Genomic DNA, 20,164 nt, shown 5'->3' on the forward strand with positions numbered 1-20,164 from the left:
GTCCGGTATGTTTACGATGCACTGTGGATCGACAGCCATTATTAGGAGTGGAGTTTCGATGGACAGGATCGCAGCGACACCCGACGCGATTCGTGAATTCGGGAACGCCTCGGCGACGATGGCCACTACCGTGGCCGCGCTGGGTAACGTCGACCAGGCCGCCACCATGGCTGCGGCGGTGCCGGTGTTCGGTTTGTTGGGGCAGGATTTCCTGTTCTCGTACGCGGGCGCGCAGCTCAACCACATCACCTCGGTGAACGAGCTGGCCGCGGTGCACGCCGGCACGGCGCTGACGTTGCACGAGGCCGCGGCCCACTACGAGCACACCGACGGCGGCTCGGCCGCGAACCTGGACGACATCGGCCGTCAGGCCTGACGATGTCGCAGCCTTCGCTCGACCCCACGGTGCTGGAACTGCTTCGGGGCAGCAACCTCGCCCCGATGCTGGACCAGCCCGTGAGTCACATCCTGCATCAGATGGGCCTGCCTCAGCTGCCGATCATTCCGCCGGCACCGCCGCTTCCGGGCCTGCCGCCGCTCCCGCCGCTGGACATCGGCGCGCTGATGCGCCCGCTGACCGATCTGGCGGGCGCCTTCGGCACCGGTCAGATCGGCACCCCGGCCGTCCATGACGCGCCGGCCGCGCCCGCGCAAACTCCGGTCCCGGCAGCGAATCCCGAGGCCGCCCCGGCCCACAACGGCCTGCCCACCCCCAATGGTGCTGACGCCCCCGGCACCCCGCAGGACTCCGCCGCGCCGATGCCCCCGAATGGCGTGCCCGGCCCGGTCGCCGGGCAGGCTCCCGCGATCGATCCGATGCACGTGCTCAACGGCATCACCCAGGGCCTGCAGATCGTGATGCAGCTGGGCACCACGGCCCTACAGATCGCGATGCAGCTCTGGCAGAGCGACGGCGCCCAGTCGGCCGCTACCAAAAGCACTGCCGCACAGGTGAACGGCGGCGAGCTGGCCACGCAGAGCGGCGGTCAGCAGGCCGTGCTCGGCAACGCCGCCTTCTCGATGTTCACCGGGAACGCGCTGATGGCGGGTGTGGTGGGCCAGTACGCCACCACCACCGCGATGGTGGCGCCGTTCCTGGTTACCCCGCCTGGTCAGGCGTTCCTGCTGTCCTCGACCATCGAGGCGATCAGCGAGGGCCTTGCGGTGGTGGGTAAGACGCGCGCCGAGATGGCCGTGCACTCGGTGAATATGGCGCATGTCGGTACCAAGATCCCGATCACCGGCGCGCCCAAGGGCCTCAATGCCCAAGGTCTGCAAGAACTCATGCAACTGGTGCAGCCGCTGGCACAGGTGGCGCAGACCGGCGCCCGGGCCGCGCAGCAGTTGCAGACCGCGAACACCTCGCTCAGCGCGCCGAAGTCGATCGATGCGGCGCAGAAGGATTCGATGTCGCCCGCGTCGTTCCCCCGAGGGGGCGGCGTGCCAGGTGGTCTCGGCGGTGCTGGAGTCGGTGGCGGCGGTATGCCGGTACTGGGCGTCCCGGCCACGCCGTTGAGCCCCTGGACCGGCACCAGCGCCACGGGTGCGCCCCGCATACCGACCCAAACGGCCGCGGCCGCAAACCTTTCCGCACTGGAGCCGATGTCGAGCCCGGTCTCGTCCGGTGCCTCGCCGGGCATGCTGCCGACGGGCGGTGCTGCCGGCGCCGCCGCCTCGGCCGTGCGGGATACCGGGCAGGCGGCGCACCAGGCGAATCTGGTGACGGGCAGCAACGGCGACGCCGTAGTCGGCCCGGTCGTCGGGGTCACGCTGCCGGTGGTAGGCGCCGCAGGCAAGCAGACCGCTGAACCCCCGGCGGATAAGGAATTCACGCTGTAACACTCCGGCGGTGGACCCACCGACCTGAGTTCATAACAAATGAGGGAGGTCGTCATGGCCGGTACGGATAATTTCGACGGGGTGTATTTCGACCCCGCGGCGGCGCGTGGTGCGGCCGCCGGCCTGGACGGCTTGGCGCAGCGGCTCGAGGACGAGCTGCGGGCCGCTGAGCCCACGCTGACCGTCGCGCCCGCGGGCGCGGAGGAGGTGTCGTTGCGCGCGGCGCAGTCCATGAACGGGGTCGCCGAGTCCTACACCACCAGCGCCGCCGCCGGGGTGCAGGAGATCCGGAAGCTGGCCGCCGCGCTGCGCGCCCAGGCCGGCCACTATGAGCAGATCGATAGCGACAGCGCCGCGCACGTCGCCCGATCGGTCTGAGCCGCAGCGCGATTCGGACAAAGGGTTACCGACGATGATCGAGTCACCACAGCCCGGGTTCACCGGTGTGGTCTGGGAGGCGCGCGAGGCCGGTCGGCTCGCGCACGAGCTGACCACCGGTCCGGGTCCCGTGCCGATGGCCGAGGCGGGCGCGAGCTGGTCGCGGCTGTCGCTCGCCTTCGGTGCAGCGGTCGTCGAGTACCAGCAGATCCTCGCGGCGCTGCAGAATGCCTGGCAGTCGCAGGGCAGTAATGCGGTGCACGAGCGGATCAGCAAGTTGCGAGACTGGCTGGCCGACGCCGCCGCCCAGGCGGCAAACAACGCCACCCGGGCCGCGAGCCAGGCTGCCGCTTACGAAATCGCCCGGCTGGCGATGCCGAACACTGCCGACATCGCCATCCTGGAGGCGGTGCAGCGCTCGCTGGAGCAGATCGGTACCGCGCTCGGCGCCCCGATCAAGGCGGTGGCGGCAACCACCGAAACCGACGCCGATGTCGCGAAGGCCGCGGCGTCGCGGGTGATGCGCACCTACGAGGCGGCGACCGAACCGCTGGCCGAACCCTGGACGCAGGCACCGCCGCCGGCGCTCACCTCCGGTATCGCGCTGGCCGCGGAACAGGCTGCCGCCCAAACGGTCGCGACGCCCACGATGTCCTTGGGTGCGCTGCCGGCCATGCCGAACTTCACCCCGCCCACGTTCACCATGCCGCCGGTACAGACGGTGTATCGGGCGCCCTCGGTGGTGCAGACCCGGACTACCACGGAAGCGCTGGTGACACAGTCGACTCCGGTGACCACCGCGTCCGCGAGCAGCAGTCCGATCGCCTCGCCGATGGCTGCGGGTGCCCCGGTCGGCGGCACCGCGGCCGAGCATCGGTCCGGTCTCGTCAAGGAAACCACCACGGGCCGTGACGAACTCGGCGTGGACACCAGAATCGTCAGCGCCCCCGCGGTATTGGGCGGGGTGGCCGCACCGGCTCCGCCGGTCGAGCCGGGTGCTACCGGTACGGGTGCGCCATGACGACGCTGACTAACGACGGTCTGTTCGCGGTGGCCAAGCGCCTCGGGGTGCAAACTCTGCCGGTGGTGCTCGCCGTTGCGCCGCAACATGATTCGTATGACGACTGGCGCGATGCGCAGGAGCGGGCGACCGCGGACCTGACCGCCGCCGGTGTCCTCGACCCCTATGGCGAAGTGGAATCCGAACTGGCTCTGGCGTTGTTCGCGTTGTCTCAGCCGGATCGCGAGATCGTCGCCCGGATCTATGCCACCGCACCGGAATCCGCGGACGCCGAACCGGAATCCACGCCCGAGCAGCCGACTGAGCTCACCCGCCCCGCCGGCTTACCATCCGCCAGGGTGGTACGCGTCTGCGTGGCCCGGCGCGGCGAACAGCATGCCGCGGCCGTGCGCACCGGCGACAGCTTCGACATCGAGGCGATCTGGTCCGACGGCTCGGGCACCGCGCTGGCCCGCCCGCTGCTGCAGGCACTGGGCGCGGGCACGCCTGCGGATGTGGCGACTTTCAGCGCCCCGGCCGACGAACTGGCCCAGCGACTGGACGAATCCACCACGGCCGTCGATTACGCCGATGCCCTTTATGCGCTCGGTGTCGCCGACCGCGATGCCACGGTATTGGGCCTGGCATTCGCATCCTGCCGTGGTTATGCCGAAATAGTGGTCTATGCGCACGAGGACGGTTCGACAATCCGTTCGCCCGGCGCGATCGCCATTTACGAAACCGGCCGCGGGCGAGTTCTCGTCACCGCGGGAATTGCGCCGGACCAGCAGCTTTGGTCCACCGTCGCACCGGGTACCGATCGTCGAATCGCGGAAGCTCTTTCCACGGTGGTCGAGATGTTGCCCGGGGGAAGGTGGCTGACGGACTGATTCCTGCGAAATATGTATGCATCTCCTATTTCGACGGGCGATCGGACTTTGATCGCCGAGATTGAATTCAACGATGAGGAAAGGTTCGGAAAATGGTGAACTTCATGGGCGGTGGCGACGTCGTCGCCCTGGACCACACACAGCACAAGAATGTCGTCAAAGACATGCACGATGCGATCAACCAGATCAAGAACAAGATTCAGGAAATCGAGGACTCGGCCGATCGCGCCAAGGCGGGCTGGAAGGGTGACGCGAACGCGTCGTTCCTGAAGGCCGCGACCGAATGGCACAACGAGGCTGAAACCCTGAAGGGCAGGCTGAACGCGCTGAGCGATGCCGTCGACAAGGGCGGTCACACCATCACGAGCATGGACCAGCAGACCTAATTCTGCGGTTCGCGCCCACTTTACGGAGTCGATCGCTGACGAGGCGATTCCGATCAGAAATTCCAGACTCGAAACGAGGTTTCACACATGGTTGACATTCTTTACGACCCCGCCACTATGACCGCATTGCATGATGAACTAGAGGGTGCGCACAAGGATCTGAACCACGAGGCCAGCAACCTGGTCGACACGGCCAAGCGTTTCCACCAGGCCCTGCAGGGTGATCAGGCCAAGGCCGCCTTCGACGGCGTCTTCAAGAACTGGTCCGACGAGTACGACAACAACCTGGTCGTGCTGCAGAAGCTCTACGACTCGGTCAACGACGCGATGCATCGTGCGCGTCAGGCCGACGGTGTCGTCGCGGACGGCTTCTCGGGTTTCTGAGTTCGCACAGCGTTATAGCGTGGGCCGGTCGGCGAAATTATCGCCGACCGGCCCACCGCTTTCCGTGCGTCACTGCGCTTCCCGGGTGACCAATGATTCCCCGATGTATTGCATTTCGTCCGGCGTCGTCACCATCTGCACCGTCGACGATCCGGCGGCGGTGCGCACGGTGATCTGATTCGGTGTTGACGGCTGCTGCATCAGCGTCACATCCGCATCGAACGGCGCGTGGCCCTGCTCGTCCGCGTGCACGTACACGATGGTGGCTCCGCCCGGCAGTGCGGTCGGTGTAATGCCGTCGAAGACCACCATCGTGGTCGTCGGATACGGCGCACTGGCTGGCTCGACCGGCGCGCTGGTGGGCTCCCGTGTCCCCATTGAGCGCGGCGCCAGCGAGAGCGCATGCGGCGCCCCGACGTGGTTGACCATGGTGTACCAGGCCTCGGTGCGGGTCGTGTGCACCACTGCCCGCGCGCCCAGCGCCAGCGCTCGCAACACAACCTGTTGTGCCAGATCGAGATTGCCGATCACCTCGAGATAGCGGGTGCCCTCGCCGAGCAGCGGCACCGCGATGCCCTGGCCGGTGGTGTCGGCGCCGATAAGCTGCCCGCATCCGGCCGTGGGCACGGTGAGATCGGTGAGCGCGTCGAGCGGGCCGCGCTGCTCGTCGGCCGGGCGGTCCGGGGTGCCTATGGGCAGCGTGTTCAGCAGCGCGCGGCGCTGCTGGCCGGGGAGCCGGCGCAGGCCGGGCACGGGCGCACCCTCGGGCGCGGTCATGGTGTCGAAGCGCACCAGCGCATTCAGCGAGACCAGCCCCGATACCGCGCGCTGGTCGCCGCGCGGCGGCACCGGCCGCAACCGCACCGCGATCGTGGTGGACAGGCTCGGCGTGGACCACAGATCGGCGAAGCCGCGGGTGCCGATGAGATCGTTGCCGATCGTGTAGCTGGTCAGATGCACGCCCTGGTATTGCAGCGAGGCCGTGGTCTCGGTGAACTGATCGACGGAGATGCCGTGGGTGAGCTGCTGCACCGCGGTGTTGATCTCGGCGGCAGTCAGCACCGACACCGTGATGCCGTGCGCGGCAAGGCGATTGGCGACGCGGCGGGTGGCGATGATCGCGGTGCGCAGCGCGCCCTCCCCGCCGCCGCTGCGGTTGGCGACGGCCTCGGCATTGGCCAGTGGATCCAGCCGCAGCACCAGCCACACCGTGCGGCGGGCGATGGCCGGCAGCGGCCCCAGGATGCTGTCGTAGATCTGCGCGACGGGCCCGTTGCTGGCGGTGCGGGCCCCGGCGCTGATCACGTCGATGGAGGAGAGCGTGATGTCGAACTGCGACAGGCAGTTCGCGACCTCGCCCAGCGGCAGCAGCTGCCCGGCATCCAGCGAGCCGGGCCGCAGCCAGGTCACCATGTCCGGCGGCGGCTCGATGCGCAGCATGGTGATCAGCCGGTCGTTGTCCCAGCGCAGGCCGTAACTGCCGCCTTCGGGCACCGGCACGTCGAACGGCTCCGGCGGCCGGGTGCTCGGATTGTGCCGCATCCGGTACCACCGGAACCCCACGGCGCCGGCGCACATTCCGGCGAGCGAGCGAGGTGCGCGGCGCCGCATCGGTGCCAGCCCCAGCAACAGCACGGCCGCGCCGATCCCGGCCACGGCCGCCAGCGGCAGCGCGAAAACCGTTGCAACCCAGGTGGCCGCGGCGGTGACCAGCACCACCGGTGTCACCACGGACAGCGGATAGTCGCGGAACAGCCAGAAGTCCTCGTCGCGCAGGGCCGCTCGGGGCGCGGCGGTGACGCCGGTGGGCGCCGTGCCCTCATCAGTGGATGCTGGTGCGCCACCTGGATTCTCCGGACCAGTGTGCGCGGTCGTCGTTTCGTCGACCATTGTCACCGGTCTTTCTCCTTCACAGTTTTGTTCATAATTATCCGCCGCGGGTAGAACCAGCCGTTGACCAATAAACTCGCCGGCCGGCCTCGCGAGTATCGTGCCCCGCAACCGATTCGGCGCGAATAACGTTACTCGTTCCGAGGGGGCTGGCTGGCGGAGCCGGCGGGATTGGTATGAAATTGCCGTAAGTGGCGTCCCGGCGGTGCACCACATAGTCTTTGAGCCAGAGCACACTTATTAGTTAGGGGTAGCAGGTGCCGGCACAGCTGACCACCCGGGCTCAGGTCAACGGCTATCGCTTTCTACTGCGGCGCCTCGACCACGCCCTTGTGCGCCGCGATGTGCGCATGTTGCATGATCCGTTGCGCTCGCAGAGCCGATCGCTGGTCGTGGGCGCGATCCTGGGGCTGCTGGTGGTTGCCGGTGCGGCGATCCTGGCGTTCATCCGCCCGCAGGGCGCGATCGGGCAGTCGAAGATCGTGATGGGTAAGGACAGCGGCGCCCTCTACGCGGTGGTCACCGACAAGTCCGGCAGCTCCACCCTGCACCCGGTGCTGAACCTGGCCTCGGCCCGGCTGATCACCGGCAGCAACGAAGCGCCCGCCTCGATCAAGGAGGGCAAGCTCGGCTCCATGCCGCGCGGCCCGCTGCTCGGCATTCCCGGTGCGCCGCAATCGCTTCCGGGTTCCAGCCAGGGCTCCCGCTCGGACTGGACGCTGTGCGACGCGGTGCAGCTCTCGGCCACCGGCAGCTTCACCGGGGTCACCTCCACCACCTCGACGGTACTGGCCGGGCCGCCGCGACTGGGCGACCGGATACACTCGGCCGGGGCGAACGAGGCCGTGCTGGTGTACCGCGCCGACCAGACCTTCCTGATCTACGATGGCAAGCGCGCCGAGATCGACCCGAACAACTCGGTGCTGGCCCGCACCCTCAACCTGTCAGCGCATCCGGCCCGCCCGGCCGGCGCCGGCCTGATAAATGCCGCCACCGCGGTGCCGCCGCTCACCCCACCGTCGATTCCGGATGCCGGTAAGCCCGGCCCAGGCAAGCTGTCGGGTGTGCCGGTGGGCGGCGTGGTGTCGGTGGCCGGTGTGAACGACAGCGACAAGCCGGAGCTGTACGCGGTGCTCTCCGATGGGGTGCAGCGGATTTCGCCGTTCACCGCCGCGCTTCTGCGCAATGCCGATTCGCACGGCATGAGCCAGATCAAAACCGTCCCACCGGATCTGCTCGACGGGGTGCCGGTGGTGACCGATCTGCAGATCGCGCAATTCCCGGCCGAGGTACCGAAAATCGTTGCGGCCGAGGATGCCCCGGTGACCTGCGTGAACTGGCACAAGGACGCCGGGTTGGTGTCGCCGGACGCCAAGAGCGATCCGGCCGACAAGGCGAGGGTGTCGCTGCTGCTGGGCGCTCTTCTGCCGCTGGCGGATCCGGCCAAGCCGGTGGAGCTGGCCAGCGCCGGCTCGGCCGATCACGTCTCCAATGTGTACGTGCCGCCGTCGACCGGTGAGTTCGTGCAGGCCACCGGGATGACCTCGGGCAACGTGCGGCGCGACGGCCTGTTCTTCATCAGCGACATCGGAATCCGTTACGGCATACCGGATACCAACACCGCCAAGCTGCTGGGCCTGGGTGATTCACCGCGCCTGGCGCCGTGGGCGGTCGTGAGCCAGCTGGTGCCAGGGCCGACCTTGTCCCGCCAGGATGCCCTGGCCAGTTACGACACGTTGCCGCCCCAGAACAGCAACTGACAGCTCCGCCGTCCGCATGCGAGCCCCCGTCATTCCGGCATGCTTTCAGCCGGAATTCGCCGGGGCACAGTGGATCCCGGCTAAAAGCATGCCGGGGTGACGAGATGTCGTACCGGGGGATGGCGAGGGATCAGTTCAGCTGCTGGCTCAGCCCCAGCGACGCCAGCACGCCTTCGAGTGCGGTTTGCATGTCGGGGCGTTCGATCCGCATCAGCACCGATTCGTCGACCTCGGACAGATCGAGGGTGTCGTCGTTGGCGAGGCGGAATTCGCGTTCCTCCTCGGCGGCCTCGATGATGTTGCGGATGAAGCGACCGTTGCCGGCCAGGTCGACCCCGCGGCGGGGTTGGCCGCTCTGGTCGGTGCTTTCCAGGTTGTAGAGCCGCTCGCACACTTCTTCCAGGAGTTCCTGTGCGGCGGTGGCGAGTTCGGAGTCGCGGGCGGTGGCGATGACCCGTCCGATCTGGCCGAGTTCGGGAGCGGTGTAGGAGGGGAACTGCAGCCGCTTGGCGAAGCGCGACGCCAAACCGTCGTTGGCGGCCAGCAGCCGGTCGATCTCACCGTCGTAGCCGGCGATGATGACCACGAGCCGGTCGCGGTCGTTCTCCATCCGCGCCAGCAGCGTGTCGACGGCCTCACGGCCGAACGCATCCCCGCCGGAGAGCCCGGTCTGGATCAGGGTGTAGGCCTCGTCGATGAACAGCACCCCGTCCATCGCGGAGTCGATCAGCTTGTCGGTCTTGATCGCCGTGGATCCGAGGTGTTCGCCGACCAGGTCCATGCGTTTGGCCTCGACCACCTTGTCGGTCTTGAGCAGCCCGAGCCCGCAGTAGATCTTGGCGACCACACGGGCGATGGTCGTCTTACCGGTACCGGGCGGCCCGGTGAAGGCGAGGTGGTTGCCGCGCGGTGCGGACGCCAATCCCTTCTCGGCGCGGATCTTGGCCAACTGCGCGGACGACTGCAGCTTTGCCACCTGATTCTTCACCGCCGTCAGGCCGATCTGCCGCTCCAGCTCCGCGCGCGCCTCGGCCAGGATCCGCTTGGCCCGGTCCTCGGTTTCGGCGGCCTGTGTGTCCTCCAGCGACGGTGCGGAAGCAGGGTCCCACCTGTCGGTTCGGGCCTCGATCTGCTCACGGCTGGTGACCTGGATGCGGTAGCCGCGGTCCCGCATGGCCTCGGTGTTGGCGGCGAAGTCCGGGGCCTGCGAGTGCACCTTCTCGAACAGGCGCTGCGCCTCTTCCCCGCTGCCGGACTCGCGGAGGCACAACCCGCGGCAGAACATCGCGGTGATGCGGGCGGCGGGGATCGGCCCCCGCTCGGCCAGCTCCATACGCCGGATCGCCTCGCCGAACAGGCCCAACTGAGCGCACGCCGACCCGACCATCACGTGCGCGCCTGCGGTCATGAAAGGGTCGTCCCAGCTTTCGGAGCCGGCGAGCACGGTCATCACGTCGGGCCAGCGTTGGGTGTTGTAGTGCAGTACCCCGCGCGTGTACGCGGCCAGTCGCGCATCCGCGCCGACGTCGACGCCGGTCTGGGTGCGCTGATAGTCGGCGAGCCCATCGAGAACCCGCACCGCCTCGTCGAACTGCTTGTCGGCGATCAGCATCGTCGCCTGCGCCACACAGATCTCGGAGTAGTTGGCCAATGGATAGTCGATGTACAGCCCGGTGGAAAACCGCCCCGCCAACGCCCGCGACGGCAGCCCGAGGCGGCGTTGTTCGCGATACAGCGTGGAACCGGCGGTTTCGTACAGCGAGTTCACCACCGCGGACGTGACCTCGCCGGCGGCGGCCAAGCCCAGCCAGGCATCGCACATCGTCGGATCCCACTCCGTGGCCCGCTGGAACGCCAGTTTGGCGTACTCCAAATCGCGGGTCGATTCCTGGCCGTCGATGGACAGTCCCAGGGAAAGAACACCGGCCTTGAATGCGCGTTGTGCTTGGCGGTTGCCGGTCATAGCTGCCTATCCTCGAATGTTTCTGTTGTAATGGCGAATTCAATTCACTCTGACCATCGTTGTGATGGCGCAGTTACTGCTTAATGATGGCGCAGTTACTGCTTAATGATGGCGCAGTTACTGCCTGGTGATGGCGCAGTTTGCTGCCTGCTGGATACATTATGGTCGGCACCGAGAGGTTGCCAAGTGAGATCGTCAACTAAAGTGAGAGTGGCAATTTGACCGCGCCTGATCCCGTCCGCCGAGCGGTCGTCGGACCCGAATTGTGCCGCGTGTCCGTCATTGGGGGAGATACTCAACTCGATGTCGGACTGCCGGTGTCTGTCCCGATCGCGTCGTTCATCGGTGAGTTGGTTGCGCTGATCGGTTCGCGGACACCGGATCTCGGTGACAGCGACGAGGACACCAGCCCAGCGGAAGCCCAGCACTGGACGCTGGCCCGGCTCGGCCGCGAGGCCATCCCGCCCAGCCGCACCCTGACCGAGGCCGAGGTACGCGACGGTAACCTGCTGGTTTTACGTGCAGTGGGCGCCAAGGAGTCCCCGGCGCTGTTCGATGACGTCATCGACGCGGTATCGCGGCTGACCACGGTTTCGTTCCGGGGCTGGTCGCCGAGTGCGGCCCGCTGGACCGGGCTGGTATCGGGCGTGATCGCCGTGGGGTTGGCCGCACTGCTGCTGACGCTGGTGCGCGCCAACGGCGCGGGCTGGGTGCCCTCGGTGCTGTCGCTGGGCGTCGGGGTGGCGGCCCTGACGGCGGCGGCCATCGCGGCCCGGCGCTACTCGGACACGCTCTCGGCGGTGTGGTTGGCGCTGTCCGCGCTGGTGCTGTTCTTCAGCGGCGCCGCCCTGCTGGCTCCGGGTTCGCTGGGCAGTCCGCATCTGCTGCTTGCCTTCTCGGTGACCTTGGTCGCCGCGGCGGTGGGGTATCGCGCCACCGGCGTCGGCACCACCCTGTTTTCGCTGGTGATCACGGTGTGCCTGATCGGCATGGTGATCTCGGCGGTGCGCATGATCTGGGATCCGGCGTTGCCCAAGATCGCCGCAGGCATGTCGATCGGGGCACTGATCCTGCTGTCGATGGTGCCGCGGCTGGCCGCGCTGCTGGCCCGGCTTCCGGTGCCGCCGGTGCCGACCGCGGGCGCGGCCATCGATCCCGCCGATCACGAACCCAGCCCCACCATCGAAGGCATCGGTGCGATCGGCGCGACGGCCCTGCCGTCCGCGGTCGGGCTCGGCCGCCGCGCCGAGGCCGCCAACCAGTATCAGACCGGCCTACTGGGCGCGTGCACGATCGCCGCGGTGTTCGGCGGGGTCGGTGCGGCCGATACGTTGGGCGGCGCCCGCTGGCAGGGGCTGGCGCTGGCGGTCATCCTCGCGATCATCCTCGCGTTGCGCGGCCGGTCCTTCGCCGATCTGACTCAGGCGGGGACGCTGATCGCCGGCGGTGCCGTCACCTTCGCCGCGGTCGTGGCCGGTGTGGCGCTGGGGAATTCGTACGAGCATCCTGGGGTGACGCTGGTTGCCGCCGTGGTCCTGCTCGTCTTCGCCGCGGCCACCGTCGCCTTCGGGGTCATCGGCCCGCACGTGGAGATCACCCCGATCGCCCGGCGCGTCGGCGAGATCTTCGAATACCTGCTGATCATCCTGGTGATCCCGCTGGTGCTGTGGATCATGGGTGTGTACTCGATGGCGCGCAACATCTGATGAGGTTCGCGCGAATCGGTTGTGCCGCAGCGGTTCTCGTTGTCGCGATGCTCGGCGTCCCCGGACCGGCGGGCGCTGTCCCACTGCCCGGTGTCGACCCGGGCGCCATCGGCCTCGCCCTGGCGCTGAGCCAGAATCCGGCCCCGCTCGAGCCCACCGAGCAGAAGGTGCAGTGCGCCGAACCGGTGCTCAAGGGCGTCCCGCCGCGGGAGCCGCCGGTCGCGCAGCGGGTGCTGAATCTTCCCGAGGCCTGGCAGTTCAGTCGCGGCGCGGGTCAGCGGGTCGCCGTCATCGACACCGGGGTCAACCGGCATCCGCGGCTGCCCGGGCTGCAGGCCGGCGGCGACTTCGTCTCCACCACCGACGGCACTGAGGACTGCGACGGTCACGGCACCATCGTCGCCGGCATCATCGGCGCGCAGCCCAGCCCTGGCGACGCCTTCGTCGGGGTGGCCCCCGATGCCCAGGTGCTCACCATCCGCCAGCTCAGCCTCGCTTATCAAGTGAAGAACAGCGCCGTCGGCAATCAGGTGCCCGGCGCCATCACCGGTACCGGATATGGCAATGTGCTCACACTGGCCGCAGCCATCGTGCGGGCCACCGACATGGGCGCCACGGTGATCAACATCTCCGAGGTCGCCTGCACCCCGGCCGGCGCCGACACCGCCGACGGCGCGCTCGGCGCGGCCGTGAAATACGCCTTCGACCACAACGTCGTCGTGGTGGCCGCGGCCGGCAACCTGCAGCAGGACGGCGCCTGCCAGGTGCAGAACAGTGGCTCGGGCTGGTCGGACGTGCAGACCATTTCGAGTCCGGCCTGGTTCGACAAGTACGTGCTGTCGGTCGCCTCGATCGACCCGACCGGCGCCACGTCCGAGCTCACCCTGCGCGGTCCCTGGATCGGGGTGGCCGCGATCGGCCGCCAGATCACCTCGCTGGACAGTAAGCGCGGTGGCACCGGCCTGATCGACGCGGTGCAGACCCGCGAAGGTCCGCACGATATCGAGGGCACCAGCTTCGCGGCGCCGTACGTGTCCGGGCTGGCCGCGCTGGTGCGGGCCAGGTTCCCGGAGCTGAACGCCGCACAGGTGATCGACCGGATCGAACGCACCGCACACGGGCCGGGCACCGGCCGCGACGACGGCGTCGGGCACGGGCTGATCGATCTGGTGGCCGCGCTCACCGCGCAGCTGCCGGCGCAACCGGTCAATCCGGCCGCCACTGTGCGACACGACATTCCGGCGCCCTATGTGCCGCCGGCCCCGGACCCGCGGCCGCGGCGCTGGGCGATCATCGGCTCCACCGCCTCGGTGGCGGTGCTGGGAATCGGTGCGCTGGTGGCGATTCCGTTCCGGCGCCGGCACAGCGACCACGAAATCGACCAGTCCTTGCTCGACAGCGAGCGCTGACCACAGATTCGCGAGGCAGACCCATGATTACCGAAGGCTTCGTCCGCCGCCCCCGGATCGCGCCGCCGCGCGCGCCGGGTGGCGAGATTACGCTGACTCCGCCGCCGGAGGTGTCACGGCCGCTGCCGGCGCCGCTGCTCGCCCGGCTCATGCCGCTGGTGATGGTGGTCGCAGTGGTCGGCATGCTGGCGCTGTTTGTGATGATGGGCAAGCAGCTGTTGTCCAACCCGTTCATGCTGATGTTCCCGATGATGATGCTGATGTCGATGGCCGGCATGATGATGGGCTTCGGGCGCGGCGGACCGAAATCGGCGACCGAGCTCAACGAGGAGCGCAAGGACTACTTCCGCTACCTGGATCAGATCCGCAAGGACACCCGCCGGACCGGGCTCAAACAGCTGGAATCGCTGACTTGGAGTCACCCCGAGCCGGCCGATCTGGAATCGCTGGTTGGCACCCGCCGGATGTGGGAGCGCCGCCCCAACGACCCGGACTTCGGGCACGTGCGGGTCGGGGTGGGCAGCCATCGGCTCGCCACCAAGCTGGCCCGGCCGGAGACCGGCCCGCTGGAGGATCTGGAACCGGTGTCGACGGTGGCGCTGCGGCGTTTCTTGCGCACCCATTCGGTGGTGCACGGGCTGCCGACCGCGGTGTCGCTGCGGGCGTTCCCGGCCATCAACATCGAGGGCACTGCGGAGGAAGCCCGGATGCTGGCCCGCTCAATGCTCCTGGCGTTCAGCGCATTTCACGGTCCTGACCACGTCGCGGTGGCGATCGTATGCGCGGATCCGGACGGTCCGGCCTGGTCGTGGGCGAAATGGCTGCCGCAGCTGCAACATTCGACGGTGCGTGACGGCATGGGTTCGGCTCGGATGATGTACGGCTCGCTGGGGGAGCTGGAGACGGCGCTGTCGGCCGAGCTGCTCGAGCGCGGGCGGTTCATGCGCAACCCGCAGCCTACCCAGGGCCGCACGCACCTGCTGGTGATCATCGACGACGGCTTCGTCAACGGCACCGAGCGGCTGGTCAGCGAGTCCGGCCTGGATTCGGTGACGGTGCTGGATCTGACCGCGCCGGAGAACGGCCTGGCTGCCCGCCGCGGCCTGCAGTTGGTGGTCGCCGACGGCGCGGTGAGCGCGCGCAGTGCGGCCGGCGTGGAGCGCTTCGCCACTGTGGACGAGGTGAGCATCGCCGAGGCCGAGGCCTTCGCCCGCACCTTGGCCCGCTTCCGGATCGCCACCGCCGCGCAGATCGTGAGCCTGGGCGATGACACCCGCGTCGATCCCGGCCTGATGGCGCTGTTGAAGATTCCCGATGCGGCACAGATCGATCCGGTCAAGGTGTGGCGCCCGCGCACCCCCCGGGAGCGGCTGCGGGTGCCGATCGGCATCACCCCCGACGGAGCGCCGGTCGAGCTGGACATCAAGGAGTCCGCCGAGAACGGCATGGGTCCGCACGGATTGTGCATCGGCGCAACGGGTTCGGGTAAGTCGGAGTTCCTGCGCACACTGGTGTTGTCGCTGGTGACCTCGCACTCGCCGGATGCGCTGAATCTGATTCTGGTCGACTTCAAGGGTGGCGCAACGTTTCTCGGGTTGGATCCGCTGCCGCACGTGGCCGCGGTCATCACGAACCTGGAGGCCGAGCTCTCCATGGTCGACCGCATGCGCGACGCGCTGGCCGGCGAGATGAACCGCCGCCAGGAACTGCTGCGCTCGGCGGGCAATTTCGCCAACGTCACCGATTATGAGAAGGCCCGTGCCGCGGGTGCGGCGCTGGATCCGCTGCCGGCACTGTTCGTGGTGGTCGACGAGTTCTCCGAATTGCTTTCGCAGAAGCCAGATTTCGCGGATCTGTTCGTGATGATCGGCCGGCTGGGCCGGTCGCTGCATGTACATCTGTTGCTGGCCTCACAGCGGTTGGAGGAGAACAAACTTCGCGGCCTCGACTCGCATCTGTCCTACCGCATCGGCCTGCGCACCTTCTCCGCCAACGAATCTCGTGCGGTGCTTGGCATCACCGACGCCTACCATCTGCCCAGCATTCCCGGCTCCGGCTATCTGAAGACCGACGCCGATGATCCGTTGCGGTTCAACGCCACCTACGTCTCGGGTCCCTACACCCCGCCGCGCGGCAGCGGCCCGGTGAGCGAGGACGGCCGCGCGCCGAGCGGCTCGCCCACCGTGTTCACCGCCGGCCTGGTGGAGATGCCCGAACTGTCGGATCCGGAATTCGAGGACCCGCTGGGACTGCCGCCTCCGCCGCCCGCCGAACCGGTTGCCGAGGAAGGCATTCCGGACACACTGCTGCAGGTCGTGGTGGGCCGCCTCACCGGGCACGGCCGTCCCGCGCACGAGGTCTGGCTGCCGCCGCTGGACGAATCGCCCTCGGTGGACATGCTGCTGCCGGATCCGGATTGGCGCTCGCCGGTGAACCGACACCAGCAGCTGTGGATGCCGATCGGCATCATCGACAAGCCCTACGAGCAGCGCCGCGACGTGCTCACCATCCAATTAGCCGGCGCCCAAGGCAATGTCGCGGTGGTGGGCGGTCCGCAGTCGGGCAAGTCCACCGCGCTGCGCACCATCATCATCGCCACCGCCGCCACACACACCCCCGAGCAGGTGCAGTTCTACTGCCTGGACTTCGGCGGCGGTTCCATGGCCGGTCTGGTCGGGCTGCCGCATGTCGGCTCGGTCGCCGGCCGATTGGATGTCGACCGGGTGCGCCGCACCATCGCCGAGCTCACCGCGCTGATGCGCCAGCGCGAGGAGCGCTTCAGCGAGCTCGGCATCGAGTCGATGGCCGAGTTCCGCCGCCGCAAGTTCGCCGATCTGCGGCCCGACGGCACCCTGCCGCCCGGTCATCCCCTCGAGGAGGACCGGTTCGGCGATGTCTTCCTGGTGATCGATGGCTACGCCTCGGTTCGCGAGGAATTCGACACCCTGGAGGGCTCGATCAACGCGATTGCCGCGCAGGGTCTTTCGTACGGCATCCACCTCATGCTGGGTGCGGCCCGGTGGGCGGAGATCCGGCCGGTGGTCAAGGACCAGATCGGCACCCGGCTCGAGCTGCGGCTCGGCGATCCCTCCGATTCCGAAATGGGCCGCCGCACAGCCGCTCTGGTACCGGTCGGACGCCCGGGCCGCGGCCTGACGCCGGACCAGCTGCACCTGCTGATGGCGCTGCCGCGGCTGGACTCCGATACCGATCCGTCGAATCTGTCCGAGGGTGTCGCCGCGTCCCGGCAGGCGATGGAACAGCTGTGGGGCGACCGCCGCGCCCCCGAGGTGCGGATGCTGCCGGCGCAGCTCGATCGGGCCGAACTGCTGGCCACGGCCGCCGCGCGCGGCATCGAGCAGAACGCCACCCGCGTCGTCGTCGGACTCGGTGAGGACGAATTGGAGCCGCTGGTACTGGATTTCGGTGCCGAACCGCATCTGATGGCGTTCGCGGACGTGGAGTGCGGCAAGACCACGCTGCTGCGCAACATCGTCTTGGGCATCACCGAGAATTCGACCGCCGAGGAGGCCGTCGTCGTCCTCGTCGACTACCGCCGGACCATGCTCGGCGTTCTGGAGGGTGAGCAGCTCGCCGGGTATTCGACGTCCTCGCAGACCTGCGGGTCGATGATCAACAATCTGGTCAAGTTCCTCACCGACCGCATCCCGGGCTCCGACATCACCCCGCAGCAGTTGCGCGAACGCAGCTGGTGGAGCGGGCCCGAGGTCTACATCATCGTCGACGACTACGACATGGTGACCACCGGCTCGAATCCGCTGCTGCCGTTGCTGGAATTCCTGCCGCAGGCCCGCGACATCGGCCTGCATCTGATCATCACCCGCCGCACCGGTGGTGTCTCGCGCGCCCTGTTCGATCAGGTGCTCGGCACCATGAAGAATATGTCGGTGGACGTGCTGCTGATGTCCGGCCCGCGGGACGAGGGCCGGCTCTTCGGCGACGTGCGCCCGATGAAGCTGCCCCCGGGCCGCGGCATGTACATCTCCCGCACCCGCGGCAACGAAATGGCGCAGGTCGCCTACCTGCCACCGCTGTGATCCCCTGGCCCGTAGGGGTTTCACCAGGGCTGGTAGTCCAAGTATTCGAGGCCGGGCTTCCCCAGCATCGAACCCACCGCACAGCGTGCAGACCAGCCATGAACAGGCGGCACTCGTCTTCGACGATCGGCTATCCCATTACGGGATGTAGGTGAAGGGTGTGGCGTTGCTGGTGCCTCCGGGGTCGGTCACGGTGACGTTCACCGCTCCGGCAGCGTTCGGGGTGTTGCGGCGGTGATCTGACTGCCGGAATCTATGGTGAACGACGGGGCTGGAGTAGATCGACGCCGTCGCCTCGTCACTACGACTCAGCCCCGACCAGCGGCTGCACCTGCACAATCTTGCGTGGCCACCGAAACTCGACGCCCCCACTGTCGACCGACCGGTCGTGCGGGCCGGGTTGCGGCAACTGCTGGACTCGTTGACCAGCACACCGGCCTACGTGGTGGGAACACTGCACCAACATCCTCGCGTGGAACCGAGCCACCCGACCGGTGTTCGGCATTGATTTCGCGGAGCTGCCCGAGGACGAACGCACATGGATCGACCTGGTCTTCGGCTGGTTGCCGGACAGCGGCCGGGCGATCCGGACCTGATCCGGCTGCTGCACCGTATGACCGCCGGCAGCCCCGAATTCCGCGACATGTGGGCAACCCACAACGTCAATGACACCGCCCACGGCCGATACCACCTCGACCACGACCTTGTCGGCACACTGCACCTGGACTTCGAATTCATCCCCCTCCCCGCCGATCCGGGTGTCTGGGCGATCTGCCTATACTCCGCCGAACCGGGCACTCCTTCGGCAATCGCGCTGCAAGACCTGATCATGCGGGATCTCGAAGCGAGTTGAATGACCGCTTATGATCGCTATGGTCAGCGTCGGTTCAGTCGACGGTCCAGGGCCGCAGTTTCTCCGGGTTCCAGGTCACCCAGATGCGAGTGATCCGGCCGTCGGCGATGTCGAAGGCATAGACCGACACGATGGTGTCGTCGAGCTGCGCCACCAGGCCGGGTTGGCCGTTTACCGTGCGCTCGAGCAGCGTTATCTCGGGGCCGCGGGCAGCGATTTCGATCCAGGCGCATGTGATCTGCTCGCCGCCGATAATCGGGTGGCGCAGGACCAAGCCACCGCTGTCGGCGGTCGCGGTCGGATCGAGCAAACCGATCAGGGCCTCGATATCGCTTGTCTCCCAGGCTCGTTTGAAGTCCCGACGTCCGTTGACAGCGTCAGCAGCGCGCTGTGAACCACATCGCGACGTAGACAGGACATCCGGGCCACGGTGTGGTTAGGATCCAGCATCAAACCCGTGATGTTAGGTAACAGCCGAACGTGACAGCCTCTGACTTGGGTCAGCCCAAAACTGGGAGCCGCGACGCGGATTCGAGCGCGTCGCGAGAGATTTCCGTGGACTTCACCGTCTCGGATGAGGCAGCGCGTGGATTCGACGCGTTCGGGCGCGAGTGGGGGGCGCGGTTCGGCGCTGACCAACCGATGCCTACCTTCAGCCCGGACACGGTCGGCGACTACCGGGTGAGGACCCATGCTGCCCGGATGCGTGACCTGACAATGATCGACATGCACAGCGTATTGCCCCTCCGGACGGAACGCCCGGCCGACGGTGTCGACGGGGCGATCCAGCTGTACGTGGTGTCGCGCGGCGTTTGGAGATGGGGCGACCGGTCCGGTCGCAGCGAGCACACCGTGTCGGCCGGGCAGTTCCTGCTCCGGCAGCTCAGGCAACCGAAGCATTTCGACACTCAGCCACACACGACGGCGAAGATCATTCTCGGCATGCCGCAGACCGCCATCGAACCGCTGCTCCGGAACCGGACCATCACCGGACCGGCCGACTCTGCCGAGATCCGGTTGCTGGTGGCCCACACGAACATGGTCCGCGAAACGATGGCCGACCTCAGCGAGGCAGGTGAACGCGCCGCGCAAAACGCCCTGGTCGAGTTCGTCAAGGCGGTGGCCCTGGGCAGGTTCGACGACGTGGAACCCCAGTTGACTGCCGCGCTCACGCAGGCGGCCAAGGATCTCGCGAACCGCCGGCTCGCCGACCCCGACCTTTCTCCGACGATGCTGGCGCGTGAGCTCAATGTTTCCATCCGTACTCTGCAACGGGCGTTCGCCTCGGTCGGGGAGTCGGTGGCCGCCTACATCTGGCACCGGCGGCTGGAAGAGGCCAGACTCGCTCTCACCACGTCACCCAACCTGCTGAGTATCTCCGAACTTGCCGCCTACTGGCAGTTCTCGGACAGCAGCCACTTCATCCGGACCTTCAAGAAGACCTACGGCCTGACGCCCGCCGAATACGCTCGCTCGGCGCCCTGATCCTCGACGGCCGGTGCAGGCGCCAATGTGCCGCACGGTGACGCGGGCGTGCTGGTGACCGGCTATACCACCACCGCAAATCACCCACCGAATGCGCGCCGGTCCCCACATACGCCGTGAACGCCTTGGTCACCGCCGGCCCCGCCGCGCCGAAGAAGTCCCG

At 67.8% G+C, this 20,164-nt stretch carries 16 protein-coding genes; 13 read left to right on the forward strand and 3 right to left on the reverse strand.

Going from position 1 to position 20,164, the window contains the following annotated elements; translation table 11 throughout:
- Positions 1-58: 58 nt before the first annotated feature.
- The 7 genes from ACWEO2_RS36355 to ACWEO2_RS36385 all read left to right on the forward strand — a co-directional run bounded on the left by ACWEO2_RS36355 (position 59) and on the right by ACWEO2_RS36385 (position 4,877).
- Positions 59-376 (forward strand): type VII secretion target, encoded by a 318-nt coding sequence (locus ACWEO2_RS36355; RefSeq protein WP_354961930.1) that lies wholly within the window; start codon positions 59-61, stop codon positions 374-376.
- 2 nt (positions 377-378) lie between these two features.
- The gene (locus ACWEO2_RS36360) at positions 379-1,839 is read left to right on the forward strand and encodes a hypothetical protein (protein ID WP_452409511.1); all 1,461 of its coding nucleotides are present in this window, start codon (positions 379-381) and stop codon (positions 1,837-1,839) included.
- Positions 1,840-1,893: 54 nt separating this feature from the next.
- A complete protein-coding gene (locus ACWEO2_RS36365; protein ID WP_452409512.1) occupies positions 1,894-2,217 on the forward strand; it encodes a PE family protein in 324 nt (107 codons plus the stop codon).
- A 34-nt stretch (positions 2,218-2,251) separates the two neighbouring features.
- Complete coding sequence (locus ACWEO2_RS36370) at positions 2,252-3,238, forward strand: PPE domain-containing protein (protein ID WP_452409513.1); 987 nt, start codon at positions 2,252-2,254, stop codon at positions 3,236-3,238.
- On the forward strand, positions 3,235-4,107 hold the full coding sequence (locus tag ACWEO2_RS36375) for an ESX secretion-associated protein EspG (protein WP_452409514.1): 873 nt from the start codon (positions 3,235-3,237) through the stop codon (positions 4,105-4,107). The genes ACWEO2_RS36370 and ACWEO2_RS36375 overlap by 4 nt, the downstream gene beginning before the upstream one ends.
- A gap of 92 nt (positions 4,108-4,199) precedes the next feature.
- Positions 4,200-4,493 (forward strand): WXG100 family type VII secretion target, encoded by a 294-nt coding sequence (locus ACWEO2_RS36380; RefSeq protein ID WP_452409515.1) that lies wholly within the window; start codon positions 4,200-4,202, stop codon positions 4,491-4,493.
- An 87-nt stretch (positions 4,494-4,580) separates the two neighbouring features.
- The gene (locus tag ACWEO2_RS36385; RefSeq protein WP_354961924.1) at positions 4,581-4,877 is read left to right on the forward strand and encodes a WXG100 family type VII secretion target; all 297 of its coding nucleotides are present in this window, start codon (positions 4,581-4,583) and stop codon (positions 4,875-4,877) included.
- Between the two features lie 69 nt (positions 4,878-4,946).
- Here the strand turns inward: ACWEO2_RS36385 and eccE are convergent, their stop codons facing one another.
- Positions 4,947-6,767, reverse strand: a complete 1,821-nt coding sequence (eccE, locus tag ACWEO2_RS36390) for a type VII secretion protein EccE (protein WP_452409534.1) — start codon at positions 6,765-6,767, stop codon at positions 4,947-4,949.
- 257 nt (positions 6,768-7,024) lie between these two features.
- Between eccE and eccB the strand changes: the two genes are divergently transcribed.
- Positions 7,025-8,527: a type VII secretion protein EccB gene (gene eccB, locus ACWEO2_RS36395; protein ID WP_452409516.1), complete on the forward strand. Its 1,503-nt coding sequence runs from the start codon at positions 7,025-7,027 to the stop codon at positions 8,525-8,527.
- 130 nt (positions 8,528-8,657) lie between these two features.
- On the opposite strand, the gene eccA is transcribed toward eccB, so the two are convergent.
- Positions 8,658-10,490 (reverse strand): type VII secretion AAA-ATPase EccA, encoded by a 1,833-nt coding sequence (eccA, locus tag ACWEO2_RS36400; RefSeq protein ID WP_452409517.1) that lies wholly within the window; start codon positions 10,488-10,490, stop codon positions 8,658-8,660.
- 272 nt (positions 10,491-10,762) lie between these two features.
- Here eccA and eccD point away from each other — a divergent pair, with 272 nt between their 5' ends.
- From eccD to ACWEO2_RS36420, 4 genes are all read left to right on the forward strand, one after another.
- Complete coding sequence (gene eccD, locus ACWEO2_RS36405; RefSeq protein ID WP_452409518.1) at positions 10,763-12,196, forward strand: type VII secretion integral membrane protein EccD; 1,434 nt, start codon at positions 10,763-10,765, stop codon at positions 12,194-12,196.
- The gene (mycP, locus tag ACWEO2_RS36410) at positions 12,196-13,605 is read left to right on the forward strand and encodes a type VII secretion-associated serine protease mycosin (protein ID WP_452409519.1); all 1,410 of its coding nucleotides are present in this window, start codon (positions 12,196-12,198) and stop codon (positions 13,603-13,605) included. The genes eccD and mycP overlap by 1 nt, the downstream gene beginning before the upstream one ends.
- A gap of 23 nt (positions 13,606-13,628) precedes the next feature.
- Complete coding sequence (gene eccCa / locus ACWEO2_RS36415) at positions 13,629-17,663, forward strand: type VII secretion protein EccCa (protein ID WP_452409520.1); 4,035 nt, start codon at positions 13,629-13,631, stop codon at positions 17,661-17,663.
- A gap of 538 nt (positions 17,664-18,201) precedes the next feature.
- Positions 18,202-18,516 (forward strand): MmyB family transcriptional regulator, encoded by a 315-nt coding sequence (locus ACWEO2_RS36420; RefSeq protein ID WP_452409521.1) that lies wholly within the window; start codon positions 18,202-18,204, stop codon positions 18,514-18,516.
- Positions 18,517-18,550: 34 nt separating this feature from the next.
- Here the strand turns inward: ACWEO2_RS36420 and ACWEO2_RS36425 are convergent, their stop codons facing one another.
- Positions 18,551-18,826, reverse strand: coding sequence for a hypothetical protein (locus ACWEO2_RS36425; RefSeq protein ID WP_452409522.1), 276 nt, complete (start codon positions 18,824-18,826; stop codon positions 18,551-18,553).
- A gap of 245 nt (positions 18,827-19,071) precedes the next feature.
- Between ACWEO2_RS36425 and ACWEO2_RS36430 the strand changes: the two genes are divergently transcribed.
- Positions 19,072-20,001 carry a helix-turn-helix domain-containing protein gene (locus ACWEO2_RS36430; RefSeq protein WP_452409523.1) on the forward strand — a complete coding sequence of 310 codons (930 nt, stop codon included), beginning with the start codon at positions 19,072-19,074 and terminating at the stop codon, positions 19,999-20,001.
- Positions 20,002-20,164 lie beyond the last annotated feature (163 nt).

The organism is Nocardia sp. NPDC004278, assembly GCF_053602975.1.

What these genes read in the sequence shown, in the direction of transcription:
- ACWEO2_RS36355 (WP_354961930.1), top strand. Translation starts at nt 59, where the DNA reads ATGGACAGGATCGCAGCGACACCCGACGCGATTCGTGAATTCGGGAAC.
- ACWEO2_RS36360 (WP_452409511.1), top strand. Translation starts at nt 379, where the DNA reads ATGTCGCAGCCTTCGCTCGACCCCACGGTGCTGGAACTGCTTCGGGGC.
- ACWEO2_RS36365 (WP_452409512.1), top strand. Translation starts at nt 1,894, where the DNA reads ATGGCCGGTACGGATAATTTCGACGGGGTGTATTTCGACCCCGCGGCG.
- ACWEO2_RS36370 (WP_452409513.1), top strand. Translation starts at nt 2,252, where the DNA reads ATGATCGAGTCACCACAGCCCGGGTTCACCGGTGTGGTCTGGGAGGCG.
- ACWEO2_RS36375 (WP_452409514.1), top strand. Translation starts at nt 3,235, where the DNA reads ATGACGACGCTGACTAACGACGGTCTGTTCGCGGTGGCCAAGCGCCTC.
- ACWEO2_RS36380 (WP_452409515.1), top strand. Translation starts at nt 4,200, where the DNA reads ATGGTGAACTTCATGGGCGGTGGCGACGTCGTCGCCCTGGACCACACA.
- ACWEO2_RS36385 (WP_354961924.1), top strand. Translation starts at nt 4,581, where the DNA reads ATGGTTGACATTCTTTACGACCCCGCCACTATGACCGCATTGCATGAT.
- eccE (WP_452409534.1), bottom strand. Translation starts at nt 6,767, where the DNA reads ATGGTCGACGAAACGACGACCGCGCACACTGGTCCGGAGAATCCAGGT.
- eccA (WP_452409517.1), bottom strand. Translation starts at nt 10,490, where the DNA reads ATGACCGGCAACCGCCAAGCACAACGCGCATTCAAGGCCGGTGTTCTT.
- mycP (WP_452409519.1), top strand. Translation starts at nt 12,196, where the DNA reads ATGAGGTTCGCGCGAATCGGTTGTGCCGCAGCGGTTCTCGTTGTCGCG.
- eccCa (WP_452409520.1), top strand. Translation starts at nt 13,629, where the DNA reads ATGATTACCGAAGGCTTCGTCCGCCGCCCCCGGATCGCGCCGCCGCGC.
- ACWEO2_RS36420 (WP_452409521.1), top strand. Translation starts at nt 18,202, where the DNA reads ATGGATCGACCTGGTCTTCGGCTGGTTGCCGGACAGCGGCCGGGCGAT.